14 protein-coding genes are annotated in these 14,345 nt (G+C 51.3%); 6 read left to right on the forward strand and 8 right to left on the reverse strand.

Annotated features, from left to right (window positions below):
* Nucleotides 1-28 precede the first annotated feature (28 nt).
* The 3 genes from HNV11_RS06425 (at nucleotide 29) to HNV11_RS06435 (ending at nucleotide 1,849) form a co-directional block, all read left to right on the forward strand.
* Nucleotides 29-445 carry a four-helix bundle copper-binding protein gene (locus tag HNV11_RS06425; protein ID WP_171738887.1) on the forward strand — a complete coding sequence of 139 codons (417 nt, stop codon included), beginning with the start codon at nucleotides 29-31 and terminating at the stop codon, nucleotides 443-445.
* Nucleotides 446-547: 102 nt separating this feature from the next.
* On the forward strand, nucleotides 548-1,051 hold the full coding sequence (locus HNV11_RS06430) for a pyridoxamine 5'-phosphate oxidase family protein (RefSeq protein ID WP_171738888.1): 504 nt from the start codon (nucleotides 548-550) through the stop codon (nucleotides 1,049-1,051).
* 72 nt (nucleotides 1,052-1,123) lie between these two features.
* Complete coding sequence (locus HNV11_RS06435; RefSeq protein ID WP_171738889.1) at nucleotides 1,124-1,849, forward strand: DUF3891 family protein; 726 nt, start codon at nucleotides 1,124-1,126, stop codon at nucleotides 1,847-1,849.
* A gap of 6 nt (nucleotides 1,850-1,855) precedes the next feature.
* Here HNV11_RS06435 and HNV11_RS06440 read toward each other — a convergent pair whose 3' ends face one another.
* On the reverse strand, nucleotides 1,856-3,202 hold the full coding sequence (locus tag HNV11_RS06440; RefSeq protein ID WP_240163805.1) for a four-carbon acid sugar kinase family protein: 1,347 nt from the start codon (nucleotides 3,200-3,202) through the stop codon (nucleotides 1,856-1,858).
* Between the two features lie 207 nt (nucleotides 3,203-3,409).
* Here HNV11_RS06440 and denD point away from each other — a divergent pair, with 207 nt between their 5' ends.
* Nucleotides 3,410-4,357, forward strand: coding sequence for a D-erythronate dehydrogenase (gene denD, locus HNV11_RS06445; RefSeq protein WP_171738891.1), 948 nt, complete (start codon nucleotides 3,410-3,412; stop codon nucleotides 4,355-4,357).
* 5 nt (nucleotides 4,358-4,362) lie between these two features.
* Complete coding sequence (locus HNV11_RS06450; protein ID WP_171738892.1) at nucleotides 4,363-5,823, forward strand: GntP family permease; 1,461 nt, start codon at nucleotides 4,363-4,365, stop codon at nucleotides 5,821-5,823.
* Nucleotides 5,824-5,923: 100 nt separating this feature from the next.
* On the opposite strand, the gene glgX is transcribed toward HNV11_RS06450, so the two are convergent.
* The 5 genes from glgX to HNV11_RS06475 all read right to left on the reverse strand — a co-directional run bounded on the left by glgX (nucleotide 5,924) and on the right by HNV11_RS06475 (nucleotide 10,117).
* Nucleotides 5,924-8,041 (reverse strand): glycogen debranching protein GlgX, encoded by a 2,118-nt coding sequence (gene glgX / locus HNV11_RS06455; protein WP_171738893.1) that lies wholly within the window; start codon nucleotides 8,039-8,041, stop codon nucleotides 5,924-5,926.
* 186 nt (nucleotides 8,042-8,227) lie between these two features.
* Nucleotides 8,228-8,683 (reverse strand): ferritin-like domain-containing protein, encoded by a 456-nt coding sequence (locus HNV11_RS06460; protein WP_171738894.1) that lies wholly within the window; start codon nucleotides 8,681-8,683, stop codon nucleotides 8,228-8,230.
* Between the two features lie 59 nt (nucleotides 8,684-8,742).
* The gene (locus tag HNV11_RS06465; RefSeq protein WP_171738895.1) at nucleotides 8,743-9,093 is read right to left on the reverse strand and encodes a DUF3140 domain-containing protein; all 351 of its coding nucleotides are present in this window, start codon (nucleotides 9,091-9,093) and stop codon (nucleotides 8,743-8,745) included.
* Nucleotides 9,094-9,100: 7 nt separating this feature from the next.
* On the reverse strand, nucleotides 9,101-9,313 hold the full coding sequence (locus tag HNV11_RS06470) for a hypervirulence associated TUDOR domain-containing protein (RefSeq protein ID WP_171738896.1): 213 nt from the start codon (nucleotides 9,311-9,313) through the stop codon (nucleotides 9,101-9,103).
* Between the two features lie 84 nt (nucleotides 9,314-9,397).
* Nucleotides 9,398-10,117, reverse strand: a complete 720-nt coding sequence (locus HNV11_RS06475) for an OmpA family protein (RefSeq protein ID WP_171738897.1) — start codon at nucleotides 10,115-10,117, stop codon at nucleotides 9,398-9,400.
* 450 nt (nucleotides 10,118-10,567) lie between these two features.
* Here HNV11_RS06475 and HNV11_RS06480 point away from each other — a divergent pair, with 450 nt between their 5' ends.
* Nucleotides 10,568-11,767: an alpha/beta hydrolase family protein gene (locus HNV11_RS06480; protein WP_240163807.1), complete on the forward strand. Its 1,200-nt coding sequence runs from the start codon at nucleotides 10,568-10,570 to the stop codon at nucleotides 11,765-11,767.
* 2 nt (nucleotides 11,768-11,769) lie between these two features.
* On the opposite strand, the gene HNV11_RS06485 is transcribed toward HNV11_RS06480, so the two are convergent.
* The gene (locus tag HNV11_RS06485; RefSeq protein ID WP_171738898.1) at nucleotides 11,770-12,885 is read right to left on the reverse strand and encodes a hypothetical protein; all 1,116 of its coding nucleotides are present in this window, start codon (nucleotides 12,883-12,885) and stop codon (nucleotides 11,770-11,772) included.
* A 47-nt stretch (nucleotides 12,886-12,932) separates the two neighbouring features.
* On the reverse strand, nucleotides 12,933-14,207 hold the full coding sequence (locus HNV11_RS06490) for a sensor histidine kinase (protein WP_171738899.1): 1,275 nt from the start codon (nucleotides 14,205-14,207) through the stop codon (nucleotides 12,933-12,935).
* Between the last annotated feature and the right edge of the window lie 138 nt (nucleotides 14,208-14,345).

Genomic DNA, 14,345 nt, shown 5'->3' on the forward strand with positions numbered 1-14,345 from the left:
ATCTCCTAACCCTTACGCATTAATCGTTATGATCTGGAAGAAAAATATCTACGACTCTCTGACAGGCTGCGCGGCACTCTGCGATGAGTTTGCAACGGAGTGCTCCCGCTCGGAAGATATCGAATGCTGGTATCGCAGCATTTTTCTGAATCTGGATTGTGCCGATATGTGCCGTCAACTGGCCATGCTTTACGTTCGTGGTTCAGAAAACACGCGCCTGCTCGCCAAGGCTTGCATTGAAGTATGCGAGAAATGCGCCCAGGAGGTCAATCAATTTGATACCGAACGTTGCCAGCAGGTTTATGCTATGTGTCAGCAAACGATTGTTAGCTGCATCGGAATTCTAGATATGGCTCACCAGACTGAAGTTGGTAATAACAATCCAGTTACAACGCCAACTTCGCTGTTTTACGGCATTGACCTGCGCGAAACATTATATAATTAGCTTTAATTTGTTAAACAGTCGGTTGGCTGGGCAGGTTAAGAGTTAGTCGCTGAAGGCTAACCAACTGCCCAGCCAACCGACTGTTTTTAATTACACTACGTTATGGAAACAAAGCCCCAAAAAAACGCTCAGTTAGAAAAAATTCGTAAGCTAATAGGCGACATTCGGATCGCGATGATGACGACCGTTGATGAGGAAGGGCGTCTGATGAGCCGACCAATGGCCGCTTTGCAAATGGACGAAGATGGCACTATCTGGTTTTTTACAAATAAAACGGCCCCAAAAGTTGAGCAGATAGAGAATCACGAGCGGCAGGTAAATCTGTCGTTTGTAAACGTAAGCGATGCTGATTACGTGTCTATATCCGGTACTGCCGATGAGGTCCATGACCAGACTAAAATCGATGAACTCTGGAATCCGCAGGCGAAAGCATGGTTCCCGAAAGGTAAAGATGATCCGGAACTGACCCTTCTGAAAGTCCATACCCATATGGCCGAATACTGGAATGCCAGCGACAGCACTATGGTGCGTTTGTTCCAGCAGGCTACGGCCGCCATTACGGGAAACCCACCAAAAATGGGGGAAAACGAAAAAATTTATAATTAACATAAGGAATATTTTCCCTGAACGAGTGAACGGGTCTGGAAAGGCTTTTCACTCGTTTATTTTTTCAAAAAAATGATTGTAACCCAAACGGATACGGGCTGGCAGATTATTAATCAACAGGCTCATGGCCTGCTGGCCGTACAGGCGGCTATGCAGTGGCGTCAGGATAAGCGGCCTATACATTGGGTCGAAACGCTTATCGCGCTGACCGAACACGACGACGGGCAGGACCCCTGGACAGAACGTAATCATCTGACAAGTGCCGGCGCCCCCCTGCATTTTAAGATTCTGGACTATTCGGTCGAGCAGTGCAAGAACTTGATTCAGATTGGTTTGCAGAAAAGCCGCTGGAACGCCCTGATGATGTCTATGCATACGTCTTTTCTGTATGAACCAAAGCGCGGCAGCGATAAGGCGCTGGATGAATTTCTGGATCAGCAGGTTGACAACCAGAAGAAATGGCGTAAACAGTACGGGACCCGCAAAGCCGAAGCGCAGTATGCTTACGATTTTGTGCAGTGGTGCGATGCGCTGTCGCTGGTTCTGTGCCTGGGGCAGGTACCGCCCGAGGAAAGACGCTTGGAGGTAAGCGTTGGGCCGGATGGCATCTCGTATTTCATTCTTCAGCGAAAAGATCGTTCGCTGCTTATGGATCCATGGCCTTTCGAAGCTGACGGTTTTTCGGTTTACGTCGAAACGTTTCAGGTCAATCAGCTGATTTTCAAGGATGATAATGAACTTTACAACGCCATTCAGGATGCGCCGATCATCATCAGCGAATGGGTATTCAGGAAGTAAGCGGGTCTAGCCTCCTAATTTTCGGCATACTTCCAGCAGCGCGGTTTCGTCGCCAACATTGCCGGGAAAGACAACGTAAAGAATACCCGGAAATTTGCTGGCTGCGTCCATTTGCCAGACGGGTACACCCGGAATCACCGGACCAAGAACCATCGCTTTTTCGGTAGCAAGTCCCTTAGAAGCCAGATCACTGGACGTGATACCGCCTTTGGCTACAATAAATTTTGGCCGGACCGTAAGACCTTTCAGAATGCTGACCAGAAAATCAGACACTAGTGCGTTAATCATCAGGCTGCTTTTCGGGTCAGGACCCGCTTCCAGTCTGCGACTGGTATAAAGCACCACATCTTCTCCATTGGCCAGCCAGCCGTCGGTTTGTTTACCGATCAGTTCGGCCCGGTTCGCCAGTTCTTCGGAATGCAGGAGCTCACCGACGTTAACCTCAACAGTTCTGTAATGCCCATTTTCGAGAAGCCAGAAGAGCTGCCGGGTTGTTTTAGGCACGTGAGAGCCAACGATGACCAAAGCGCCCTGTGCCAAGCGTGTGTCTTCTTTTCGTGGCAAGAACATTCGGCTTGATTCCAGCCCGGCCCGTATGGGAACAAACGTAGCGGAACTGCGGTACAAAAACGTTTTTCCCTGTTTCTCGGCCAGCAGCAGGCCCATCACGACCACTTCCAGATCCCGGTAACTGGCGGCATTAACAACGCAGACGGTTCCGGCTGCACAGGTAGTAAGCTGCTCACTAACGGCCTGTGGCCCGCCAATCCGAATATCTTCAATCGAAATGGAGTTTACGTCTTCAGCGCGGATTCGGCCCGCTGTTTTTTCCTCAACCCATTGTTTCAGATTCGCCTGTTTATAGCCAAACACTACGTCGTGGGCAAAGGGGGTGTCTGAGACGGGCACCAGCGTTTCGTTCTCTACAATATAATGAACGTCATTAAGGGTGAACCGGCCTCCTTCAATAAACGCCGGGATGAAGACGATAACGGCCTCCTGCATGTTCATGGTCCTGGCAATGGCATCTACTTCGGCCGGGAAGTGTCCGCGTAAGGTGGAGTCACTGCGGCTGATAACCACAATCTGACGGCCGCTTTCCTGAGCTGCTTTGTTTACATTGCTACCGACCTCCAGCGTAAGATCAACCGCTTCCTGTTCCGGCAGGCTTCGCGAATTGGTGAGGATGTACAGAATAGACGGTTTTTTACGCAGCTCTTCCGCAATCAGCGCGACCCGCCACGACGTAAGCACGGTTACGTCATAACAGGTTTGGGTGCCGGTGGGGTCATCGTCGAGCACCACAATGGTTTTTTCACTCCGGATAAACTCTTCGCGAATAGCAGGAAGCAACTCTGTCTTATAATCGGGTGGGAGTTGTCTTAGTGTTTGGATAGCATTCTCGTGCATACTCGTCTAAACGATCTTTTGGTTGAGGATAAGTAAATAAACTCTTCTGAAAGCTATTGGATATGAAGCTGCGGCTGAAGGAGGTCATGGCTCAATGAAATCAAGAGAGAGATTAAATAGCTCTAACTACTTACGGCGGATTAGACTTCTATGCAAATAATCATTACGGGCGGAGCCGGATTCCTGGGTCAGCGGCTGGCCAAAGCGCTCCTGAACAGTTCGTTAGCGTTTGACGAGTTAGTATTAGTCGATGTTCTAATGCCCACCAGTCCGGGAGCTGATAGTCGGGTGCTTTGTCAGCAGAGCGATCTGTCGGCAGAAGGGGCCGCCCAAAACTTGGTTACGTCCCGGACCGGCCTTCTGTTTCATCTGGCTGCGGTGGTGAGCAGCCATGCCGAACACGATTTTGATCTGGGCTGGAACGTAAATCTGGATATAACCCGCCTGCTTCTGGAAGCCTGCCGCCATCAGCGTCCTGGTATCCGATTCGTGTTTGCGAGTTCGCTGGCTGTTTACGGCGGCAACCTGCCTGCCCTGGTTACGGACTCAACCGCCGTGACGCCCCGATCATCATACGGAACCCAGAAAGCCATGTGCGAACTGATGGTCAATGACTACAGCCGGAAAGGCTTTGTTGATGGGCGGGTGTTACGGTTACCTACCATCTGTGTTCGGCCCGGCCGGCCGAACCAGGCGGCCTCCTCGTTTGTGAGCAGCATTATCCGGGAGCCCATCAACGGCGAATTGGCAAGTTGTCCGGTACCGCCGGAACTCGCTTTATGGCTGTCGAGTCCGGCTGCCATCATTGAGAATATCATCAAAGGCGCAACGCTGTCGGGCGAGGACTTTGGCGGCTGGCGTACGGTAAACCTGCCGGGTATTGGCGTTACAGTGCAGCAGATGCTCGATTCGCTCGAACGGATTACGAGTCCGGAGACGCGCGCCCGGGTGCAGTTCCGGCCCGACCCGGCAATTGACGCGATTGTCAGCAGCTGGCCGGGTGCTATTGATAATACCCGCGCGCTGCAGCTTGGGTTCCGGGTAGATAGCCATTTCGATCAGTTTATTACTCAGTTCATCTCCAACAACCAGGCATAGGCCCAATGGCTCCTCTTTCTGTTCCCATCCTAGGGCTGGCTGTTGCCGTTTTTGTACTCATTTTCCTGGTATTACGAACCAGAGTACACCCGCTGATTGCCATGATCACGGCGGCCTGCATCGCCGGTTTAACCGGAGGTATGTCGGTCAATGAAACCCTCGATGCCATTACGAAGGGGTTTGGATCAACTCTGGGCACCATTGGTATTATCATCGGCCTGGGGGTAATGATGGGGCGTGTTCTGGAGGTTTCCGGGGCCGCTGAGCAAATTGCTTATTCGTTTATCCGGTGGCTGGGGGCTCGCAAAGAAGAATGGGCCCTTGCCCTGACGGGGTATTTTGTGAGCATCCCTATTTTCGCCGATTCGGCTTTTGTCATCCTGTTCCCAATTGCCAGAGCGCTGGCCCGGAAAGGTGGTCGTTCGTTGTTGACAATGGGCGTTGCCCTGGCGGGTGGCCTGGTCGTTACGCATACGATGGTTCCACCAACGCCCGGCCCATTGGGTGTAGCGGGCCTGTTTGGTGTCGAGATTGGCGCGATGTTGCTGTTAGGGATGCTGTTAGCTGTTCCCTGTACCATCGCCATTATTCTCTACGCGCAGTGGTTTGGCAGAAAGTATCCCTGCTTTTCTGATGCAATAAACCCTGGCGAAACTCCCAAAGAGGTGCACGATTCTGACGTTCGTGATAAAGTAGACCGGCCCATGCCGAGTTTAATTCGTTCTCTGCTGCCTATTGTTGTTCCAATCCTGCTCATTTTTAGTAAGGCGTTGATGACCGTGTTCCTTTCAACTGGAGAGAGCGAAGCATCGGTCTGGCAAGGGTTTGTGCAGGTTGTTCAGTTCACCGGAACGCCCATCATTGCCTTATGCATCAGTACTCTGCTCGCCGTGTATACCTTAGTGCCTTATCTTAACCGGCAACAGACGGCAGCGCGGCTGGAAGAAGGACTTCAGTCGGCGGGAATTATTCTGATGGTAACGGGCGCGGGCGGGGCATTGGGGTTTGTTGTCCGGGAAACGGGCACCGGTACGCAACTGGCGGCTCAGATTGCCAGACTGCCGTTTTCGCCCATCATGATTCCGTTTCTGGTCGCTACGCTGATTCGGCTTATTCAGGGTTCCGGTACGGTGGCAATGATTACAGCTGCGTCAATTACGGCTCCTATACTAACCCAGGTGCCCGGCCTAAATATGTTGTTTGCTGCCCAGGCCGCCGTCATTGGCGCTTTGTTTTTCAGCTACTTTAATGACAGCCTGTTCTGGGTTGTGAACCGGATGATGGGTATTGCTGAAGTGAACCAGCAGATCATGGCCTGGTCCGTACCGACCAGCATTGCCTGGGCGGTAGGTGGTGTGTTGATTGCCCTGATAAACCTTGCTTTTGGTTCCGGAGGGTCACTGCTTGATCCGCTTATCCCCCTAACGGGGCTTGGCATTATTAGTCTGATACTACGTAAAAACTAAACGCCTGCATCAGCAGGCGTTAGAAGGGGAGGAGCTACTGAAATCAGATGAATCAGGCAGCCAAACCGTAAAGCTGCCTGATTCATCTGCCGGTTCTGATTTACTTGATACGTAGTAAAACCGTCGAGCGGGCTGGAACTGTGAACTCGTGACCACCCGCAACGGGTTTCTGCTTTGGTTCAATCTCACCGCTTGCCGTATCAACCACGACTTCCCACAACGACTTTTTTCGGGCAATCTTGGGGAGCATGAACTGAATATCCTCCCAGTAAGAGTTCAGAATCCAGATCAATTGCTCGTCGCCAATATCCTGCCCGTCTTCCGTCTGCTCCGTTACGCGAACGCCGTCGATAAATAAAGCCAGACAGTGCGTATGCGGATTGTGTAGGTCATCGTTGGTCATTTCGCCCCCTTCGGCTTTCAGGTAAGCGATCTGTTCATTACCAAAAAACTTACGTCGGCTCAACAGGGGTATATCCCGGCGCAGAGCGGTCAATCGGCTTGTGAAGTCAAACAGGGCCTGCTGCTTCTCGTTCCAGTCCCAGTTCATCCAGCTGATTTCGCTATCCTGATTGTAGCCGTTGTTATTGCCATGCTGCGTGCGACCGCATTCGTCACCCATAACGATCATAGGTGTACCCTGGCTAAGCAGCAGGGTTGCCAGGAAATTACGTTTCTGCTTTTCGCGCAGTTCGTTAATGGCCGGGTCGTTGGTCGGGCCTTCGGCACCACAATTCCAGCTTAGGTTATCGTTGGAGCCGTCGCGGTTATCTTCACCATTCGCTTCGTTGTGCTTTTCGTTATAGCTCACCAGATCGTTGAGCGTAAAGCCATCGTGTGCCGTAATAAGGTTTACGCTGTTCGCTGGCGACCGACCGTCATTAGCGTACAGGTCCGGACTGCCCAGCAGCCGCAGGGCTGTTTCGGCAGCCTTGCCTTCGTCGCTTTTCCAGAAGGCCCGGAGGGTATCGCGGAATTTGCCGTTCCACTCGGACCAGCGTACCGGAAAGCCCCCAACGTTGTACGACCCAATATCCCAGGGCTCGGCAATGAGCTTTACCCGCGCCAGAATAGGGTCCTGCGCGATTGTATCCAGGAACGACGATACACGGCCAGCTTCTTCATCGGTACGAATCAGCGCCGAGGCCAGATCGAAGCGGAAGCCATCGACGTGCATTTCCGTTACCCAGTAACGCAGACTGTCCATAACCAGCTGGAGCACCCGCGGGTGGCTCAGGTTAAACGTATTACCCGTGCCGGTATAATCCATATAAAACTCGGGCGTATCGCCAACCTGGTGGTAATACGCCCGGTTATCGATTCCCTGAAACGAAAGGGTCGGCCCAAAATGGTTGCCCTCGGCGGTGTGGTTATACACCACGTCGAGAATAACCTCGAGCCCGGCCTTGTGCAGATCCTTGACCATCTGTTTGAACTCCGTTACCTGCTCACCCATCATACCTGACGATGAATAGGTGTTCTGGGGCGCAAAGAAGCCAATGGTATTGTAACCCCAGTAGCTTTCGTCCGTAAACTGATGAACCGGAAGAAGTTCGACCGCCGTAATACCCAATTTTTTTAAATACTCGATGCTTTCAGGAGAGCCCAGTCCTGCATAGGTGCCGCGTATGGCCGGGTCTATCGTTGGGTGCAGAAAGGTAAACCCTTTTACGTGCATCTCGTAGATTACTGAACGATGCAGAGGGATGTCGGGAGCCGTATCATCCTCCCAGTCGAATCTGCTGTCGTCCACCACAACCGATTTAGGCATGGTTGGACCGCTGTCGATTGAATTCATGACCATATAGCGGTCGTCAGATTCATCCTGCCAATCGTAACCCAGCCAGTCGTTGTTGTGCGTAACGGGGGCACTGATCGCTTTGGCGTAAGGGTCAAGCAGCAGTTTATAGGGATTGAAGAAATGCCCTTCTTTCGGGTCGTAGGGACCATCGACGCGGTAACCGTATAGTTGACCCGGCTGTAATCCATCCAGGTAAATATGCCAGACTAGTTCGGTGCGCTCGGTAATGGGAATCGCAACGGTCTCCTGACTGGGATCGGCCGCGTCATAGAGGCACAGGTAAACGGCCGTGGCATGCTCACTGAATAAGGCAAAATTAACGCCCTCGCCATCATACGTGGCACCGCGCGGATAAGGCTTGCCCGGTTTCGATTGGATAGAATCTGGGGAGGATACTGTGCTTATAGGTTTACTCATGGTCTTCCTGTAGGAAATTTTTTACGCTAAATGTGCGGCTGGTTACACAGAAAAGTAACCCTGGGTGAAATGAGATTGTTTTATGCAGTGAGGTAACGTGGTTCTTTGGTATGGCCAATAGAAAAAGTAGAGTAAAACAAAAAAGCCTGTCCCCAACGGAGACAGGCTTTCCGATCCCACCATTCACTACACTACCAAGGCCAGACGGGACATCGAAGCATGTGCCGATTCGATGCTTTGTTTCTGGCGCAGCAACAGTTCTCGTGTGCTGGCCATTAAGTCCGTTTCCTGCAGTACAGCATTGTAGTCGTTAAGGGCTTCCTGATCGCCCCGCTGACACTCCTGTACAGTTGCTTTATCGTCATTGCTGGAGAACGTTGATTTTACGTTGATCCAGGCTCGGTGCAAATCGGCAGCCAGGCTGGTCCCATTATCCGGATCTCCACCCAGTGTCCGCACTTCGCGGTCAATTTCCATTGCAAATTCGCTTCGCTGACGTGCCTGCGTCAGAAACAAGCTTTTCAGCTCGGTATCCTTAACATTTTCAGCAGCTTCCTGATATCCTTTTTCGGCATCGTGACTGCGCGTTAGCAAGCGGTTCAACTGATCGAGGATTTCGCCCCGTGTATCTTTAACATTCATAACGTTGTTCAGTTTGGTTGTGTGATGAATTTTAACGTTTCGTTGAGTAAATCAGAAAGTCACTTTTTGGTGGGGTCATGTCCCCAATTTTTCAAGGAATATTCCCAGTTGGAATCCTCCGGGTTGCGGGGTTCCTGAGCGCTGTGGCGTTTTATATAACTGATTACTTTCCGCATGTGGGCGTAGTCATCATCCGTTAAATCGCCGGTCTTTTTGCCCAGAATAGCAATGATCTTCTCGCCCGATTTGTGGCCGGTTGATTCATCTTCGCCGTCCTTCTTCTGGCCAACCGACCTAGATTCTTCTGTTTCAAGCCACTTTTCAATCTGTGAGGCCGACATGTTCACTAACTCGTCGAACTCTTTCTTCACATCCTTCTTCTCGTCTTGATCAAGCGCCGTGGTTGCCATGAGTGCGTTATTTTTTAGTGACCTCACTGGCCGACTTGACAATTTTTTTAGTGCCTTGTTTCAGCACGAGAGCTGGCTCTTCTTTTGAGCCTTTCCGCTTGGTAGTTGACCCCTGCGTTTTTCTGCTAATATCCTCTGTATGAACTTCGGCAACGGTGCCTTTGGCTTTCCCTTTCCCGTAGTTCCATTCAACCTCATCGCCTTTCTTCACCGTTGCCATAGTTCTATTGTTTTATCTGTTAACCTAGTTTACCTATAGATTGCTAATAAAGTTAGCAATCGGGCCAGCTAGTGCAAAATATGTTTAGTCATCCCCTAGTTTACCTTCTTTAGCGTCGCGTTGCATCTGCTTATTGGCAAATACGGCAATATCGACCCGGCGGTTCTGACGGCGGCCTGACTCCGAAGAATTATCAGCTACCGGCTGGGCTTCACCATATCCTTTTTCATCAATGCGTGACGTTTTTACGCCCTGTGCTTCCAGATAGCTGGCTACTGCATTAGCCCGTTCTCTCGACAGCTTCAGATTATGGTCATCCGAACCCGTCGCATCGGCATGACCTTCAATACGAATGTCGGTATCTTCGTACTTGTTCAGCGTTTGAGCAAACTCCGTCAGCTGACGTTTGGTCTCTGGTTTAAGCTGATAGGAATCGACATCGAACAGAATATCTGAGCCGAACGTAATTTTGATTCCTTCGCCAACCCGTTCAACGGTTGCATTTGGCATCTGCCGTTTCATTTCCTCAGCCTGCTTGTCCATGCGACGGCCAATGATAGCGCCAGCTGCACCACCCACGGTTGCGCCCAGAATAGCACCCAGGGCGGTATTTCCTTTTGCGTATTTTTTGCCGATGATACCCCCCACTACGGCTCCGCCACCGGCTCCAACGGCAGCGCCTTTCTGGGTTTTGTTCATACTCTGGCCTGATTTACAACCGGTCAGTACATTACCGGACAAGATGCCGGCCGTCAGCAAAACTGCCATTGACTTTGTACTCACTGATTTGAATGAATCGTTCATAGTGTTGTGAATAATTGGTACTGCTTATAGACAGCCAAACCTCGTACCAGTTTAATCAATAATTGTTTACTGACTGGATACTTTCAGGGTAAATTGTTAATATAGAGACGGTTATGGCCTTAAACGGCAGGTTATTGAGTTAATGTTTATTAAAAGGTAATCCATTAGTCGATCAGCTATAGCGGGAATAAGATACCAACTTTGTGGAGGGAGTTCTACAAAAATCACACTGAGTTGTTAGCTGAGGTATATACGTTTTCGAGCCTTCAAACCACTAATAAATTAGTGGACAGAAAATTTTTAGAATAGCTAGGCAAAGCCTTGATAAACAGTAGATAAAATTTATTGGGTGGGGATTATACGGCCCAGATGGCCAAACGAAAAATGGTTGATTTACGTTAGTTTTATAGCTGCCCAGGGGGCATTAGCCTATTCGTCTTTCTGCTACTTATGATTTTATTCAAATCTGTTTTTTCGCTGTTTTTGCTGGTTGGTATGTTATTGGTGGCTCCAACGGGTTGCCAGCAGGTTGCCAGTAGCGACCCAACTACGCCTGCACCCGCGCGGACGCTGGTTAACAGTTCGCTGATTGGGGAATATTCAACCGAGCAGTTGCGGGGGCGTTTCACCGGATCAAGTTCGTTGTTTCAATTCTTTATCCGTTATGGTGTTAAGGCGTATCGTCTGGAATACAATACAACTAACACCGACGGCAAAACTATTAAGGCGTCGGGTGCGCTGCTTGTTCCGAATGTGCCGACGGCCGCTCCTCTGCTTAGCATGCAGCACGGCACCATTGGCAGCGACAGTGAAGCCCCGTCTTATTTCAATTCGGGTAGTGAAGCCTATACCTTTGGGTCGGTGTTTGCGTCGCAGGGCTACATCATTGCTGCCCCGGATTACATTGGCTATGGAGCCTCGAAAGATCTTCCGCATACGTACGAGCAGCGTGAGGGGCTGGCGACAGCTTCGCTCGATATGCTGCGGGCTGCCCGTGAGTTCATGAGCGACAAGAATATCAACTGGGACAAGCGGCTGTTCATTGCGGGTTATTCGGAAGGTGGCTACGCGACGATGGCCCTTCAGAAGAAAATAGAGGAAGAAACCAGTAATGAATTTAATCTGGTGGCGTCGAGCTGCGGAGCCGGAGCGTACGACAAGCCGGCATTTATGCAGGAAGTGGTGAACGAAACCACCAGCGGAATCGCCAGCATAAACCGGCTTTATATCTGGGTGCTGCTGACCTATGACCGGATTTACGGTCTGAACCGCCCGATGACGTATTACTTTAAAGAGCCATATGCGTCGCAGGTAGCCGCCCAGGGGCGTAACGCGAGCATCGGCGTTAGCTTAAATACGGCCTTTACGGATACGTTTAAAAAGTCCGTTAATGAGGGTACGGATGCCGGATTTCTGAAGGCTGTTCAGGATAATGACATCCACGACTGGAAGCCGCGTACGCCGACCCGGCTGTACCACGGCGATGCCGACAACACGGTTTTTTATCTCAACTCACAGAATACTTACGATGCGATGCAGAAGCGCGGGGCCACCAACGTAAAACTATTCCGGCTAGCGGGTCGGACTCACGCTACCGGCATCCTGGATTTCATTACCGGCACGTACGACTTCTTCGGAACCGTTCAGTAGTATCAGTTGATTGTAACGATTGTATAAGCGGCCTGGTTGGGCTGCCGAACCCGCGACCCAACGCGGGTCCGCACGCGGTCGTCATCGTGAATCAGCAGAAGCCGGTTACGATCTAAAGGCGTCAGATCTTCGGCTTTATGATTCAGGTGTAGCGGTTGACCCTTTACGTCGCGGATAAGCTTAAACGGCTTGTTGGCATACAATTCGGCGGGAGTGGCTGTCCACAGATACGCGTCCAGTTTGCCTTCAACCTCCTGCGAGGTCAGCATCCAGAACCGTTTCCGATAGGGGTCGTACTCCAGACTCGACAACCCCAGGGGTTGTGGCAGGGCTGGCTCTGCCTTGGCGGGATTAAAATCTGCGATGAGTTTCCAGTCATCAGCTAATCGAATGCGTTCACCGTCAGGTTCGGACTCGATCCGGTAGGACACGCCAATGATTTTTGTGCGGTAGTCGAACTTGTCGAACGCCTTCCCTTCTTCCCGTATTCCAAACAATAGCTGACGATCTGTAGCGGCCAGACCTTCAATTTTAAAATAAGGCATGGCTCCCGGAAACTGAGCGTTAGCCAGTACTGTAGCAATCCGCTGGCGATAGCTGATCGACGTCCGGCTTGTGTCGGTAACGGCCAGAACGCGCGGATGCTGCTCGTCGCCTTTACGCCAGTACAGCACGGTATTGTACCCGTCCCAGTCGTGACTATTCGGCTTGATCCGGTCGAACGCGGTGGTCAGAAAAACGAACTTGCCATTAGGAGTTTGGGCAAAGTCCTCGTATTTCCGGGCAGCCGCGAACGTAGGCTGCATGAAATAGGTGGGTTTCTGGAGCGAATCGGTCAGTGCATCGATCGTATTTATAAACACCGGGCTCAGACTTGCCGGCATATCCTTGTCGTTGGCAACCAGAATGCGTTTCCCATCAAACAGCACCGCCGACGCTTCGCACCAGACCGGCTGGCCATTCAGCGACGTTTCGGGCGCGAAGCAGGTCAGCAAACCCTCTTTAGTAATGGTTGCCGTTGCAGGCGAACCAAAACGGTCAAATATGGGCTGGACAATTTTACAGGCGCCAACCAACAGCGCTAAAGCTAGTGTAATTGCGGATAGCCGAAGATTCATGCGAGAAACGTATTGGGGTGTGTGCCTGCAAGCTACACAAAAATGCTTCAGGCTTTGTCTATATCCGGATGAGATGGCAGACGAATGCGAAAGAGGGTTCCGCGGTTTGTCTGCGTTTCAATATCAATGGAAGCGTTCAGTAATTGACAAAGCGATTTAACGATGTAAAGACCAATACCCTCGCTGGCCGATGAGGCCCGCACGGCTCGGGGGGCAGCCGGCTGAAGAATTTTGTTCTCGTCCGGTGGTAGTTTGACAAAAACGCTGGGTGAATCAAGCGTAGGCTTGAGCGGCTTAGTCAATGATGTGGCAAAGTCATCCGGTAGCCCCGTTCCGGTGTCCTGAACACTGATAACCCAGCGATAATTGTCTTCGCTGGACCAGGATACAGAAATAAGTCCGGAATGCGTATGTTTCAGCGCGTTCATCAATAGATTCTGAACAATCCGCTGAATCATGATGGAGTCTGTTTCGACAATCAGTTCGCTGGGGCCATCGGCGCGCAGGGTTAGCCCGCGTTCGGCAGCCATGGGCTGTGTGCTTTCGACAATTGAACGGAGCAGCGCACTTACGTCAATAGTCTGAATCGAAACAGTTTCCTGACCGGCTTCCAGCCGTGCCAGACTAGTCAGTTCGCTCAGCATGGCCTCAACCGTCAACAGGTTTCGACGCAGCATCTGGAGTCGGCTGGTTTTCTCCTGATCGGTATTGCTGGGCTGGCTCAGCAGCGAAGCCGCCCCCTGTATGACGCCTAATCCGCTCCGCAGATCGTGGGAGGTCATCCGCAGAAACTCGCCCCGTTGTCGGGTCATTTCAGTAATATGATCTAATGTCTGCCGAAGTACCTCGGCCCGCTCGGCAGCCTGATTCCGCTGGAGTTCATCGTATTGAACGACGCTGCCGCTGGAAAGCTTGCTGCTGAATTTAACCACCAGTTCATACGCCTTGGTCATTACGGCATCGTCGGTCTCTGAATAAAGAGTTTTATATTCGGTGATCTCAGCGGCCAGGCACTGGTTAAAATGGCTCAGCTCAGCCAGCAGCTCCCGCAATGAATAGCCTTTGTGCCAACGGTGCAGTCCATGCTCGCTGGCCGTTAAGGCCAGGTCGAATTCCTGGTCTTCACCGCGCAGCTGCTGTTCAAACAAATTGAGGACAGTGGGTATCTGATCGTTGAACTCTTCGCGCGAAAGATTGACGCCAATGTGCAGGGATGTATCGAGTTTGCAGGCTGTCCGCCAGATGTGCAGAAGGGCATCCCGCCGGGCAAATAAATAATCGGGTAAGGCAAGAGAAGGGCGGGCTGGTAACGGGTTCTGCATGAGTAAAGAGTACGGCCTGGACAGGTATATCCGGCTCTGGTAATGGAAACAAGGCGAAAAATTAGTACTTTGTGAGCGTTTTTCCGACGATTTGTTTAATCCTTCGGTTGATCGCAGACGTCTGGACTTACTCCTGCC

It is taken from the genome of Spirosoma taeanense, from assembly GCF_013127955.1.
Lineage (GTDB): Bacteria > Bacteroidota > Bacteroidia > Cytophagales > Spirosomataceae > Spirosoma > Spirosoma taeanense.

Excerpts from the sequence above, each read along its gene's own strand:
- HNV11_RS06425 (WP_171738887.1), top strand. The coding sequence starts at position 29 with ATGATCTGGAAGAAAAATATCTACGACTCTCTGACAGGCTGCGCGGCA.
- HNV11_RS06430 (WP_171738888.1), top strand. The coding sequence starts at position 548 with ATGGAAACAAAGCCCCAAAAAAACGCTCAGTTAGAAAAAATTCGTAAG.
- HNV11_RS06435 (WP_171738889.1), top strand. The coding sequence starts at position 1,124 with ATGATTGTAACCCAAACGGATACGGGCTGGCAGATTATTAATCAACAG.
- denD (WP_171738891.1), top strand. The coding sequence starts at position 3,410 with ATGCAAATAATCATTACGGGCGGAGCCGGATTCCTGGGTCAGCGGCTG.
- HNV11_RS06450 (WP_171738892.1), top strand. The coding sequence starts at position 4,363 with ATGGCTCCTCTTTCTGTTCCCATCCTAGGGCTGGCTGTTGCCGTTTTT.
- glgX (WP_171738893.1), bottom strand. The coding sequence starts at position 8,041 with ATGAGTAAACCTATAAGCACAGTATCCTCCCCAGATTCTATCCAATCG.
- HNV11_RS06460 (WP_171738894.1), bottom strand. The coding sequence starts at position 8,683 with ATGAATGTTAAAGATACACGGGGCGAAATCCTCGATCAGTTGAACCGC.
- HNV11_RS06465 (WP_171738895.1), bottom strand. The coding sequence starts at position 9,093 with ATGGCAACCACGGCGCTTGATCAAGACGAGAAGAAGGATGTGAAGAAA.
- HNV11_RS06470 (WP_171738896.1), bottom strand. The coding sequence starts at position 9,313 with ATGGCAACGGTGAAGAAAGGCGATGAGGTTGAATGGAACTACGGGAAA.
- HNV11_RS06475 (WP_171738897.1), bottom strand. The coding sequence starts at position 10,117 with ATGAACGATTCATTCAAATCAGTGAGTACAAAGTCAATGGCAGTTTTG.
- HNV11_RS06480 (WP_240163807.1), top strand. The coding sequence starts at position 10,568 with ATGATTTTATTCAAATCTGTTTTTTCGCTGTTTTTGCTGGTTGGTATG.
- HNV11_RS06485 (WP_171738898.1), bottom strand. The coding sequence starts at position 12,885 with ATGAATCTTCGGCTATCCGCAATTACACTAGCTTTAGCGCTGTTGGTT.
- HNV11_RS06490 (WP_171738899.1), bottom strand. The coding sequence starts at position 14,207 with ATGCAGAACCCGTTACCAGCCCGCCCTTCTCTTGCCTTACCCGATTAT.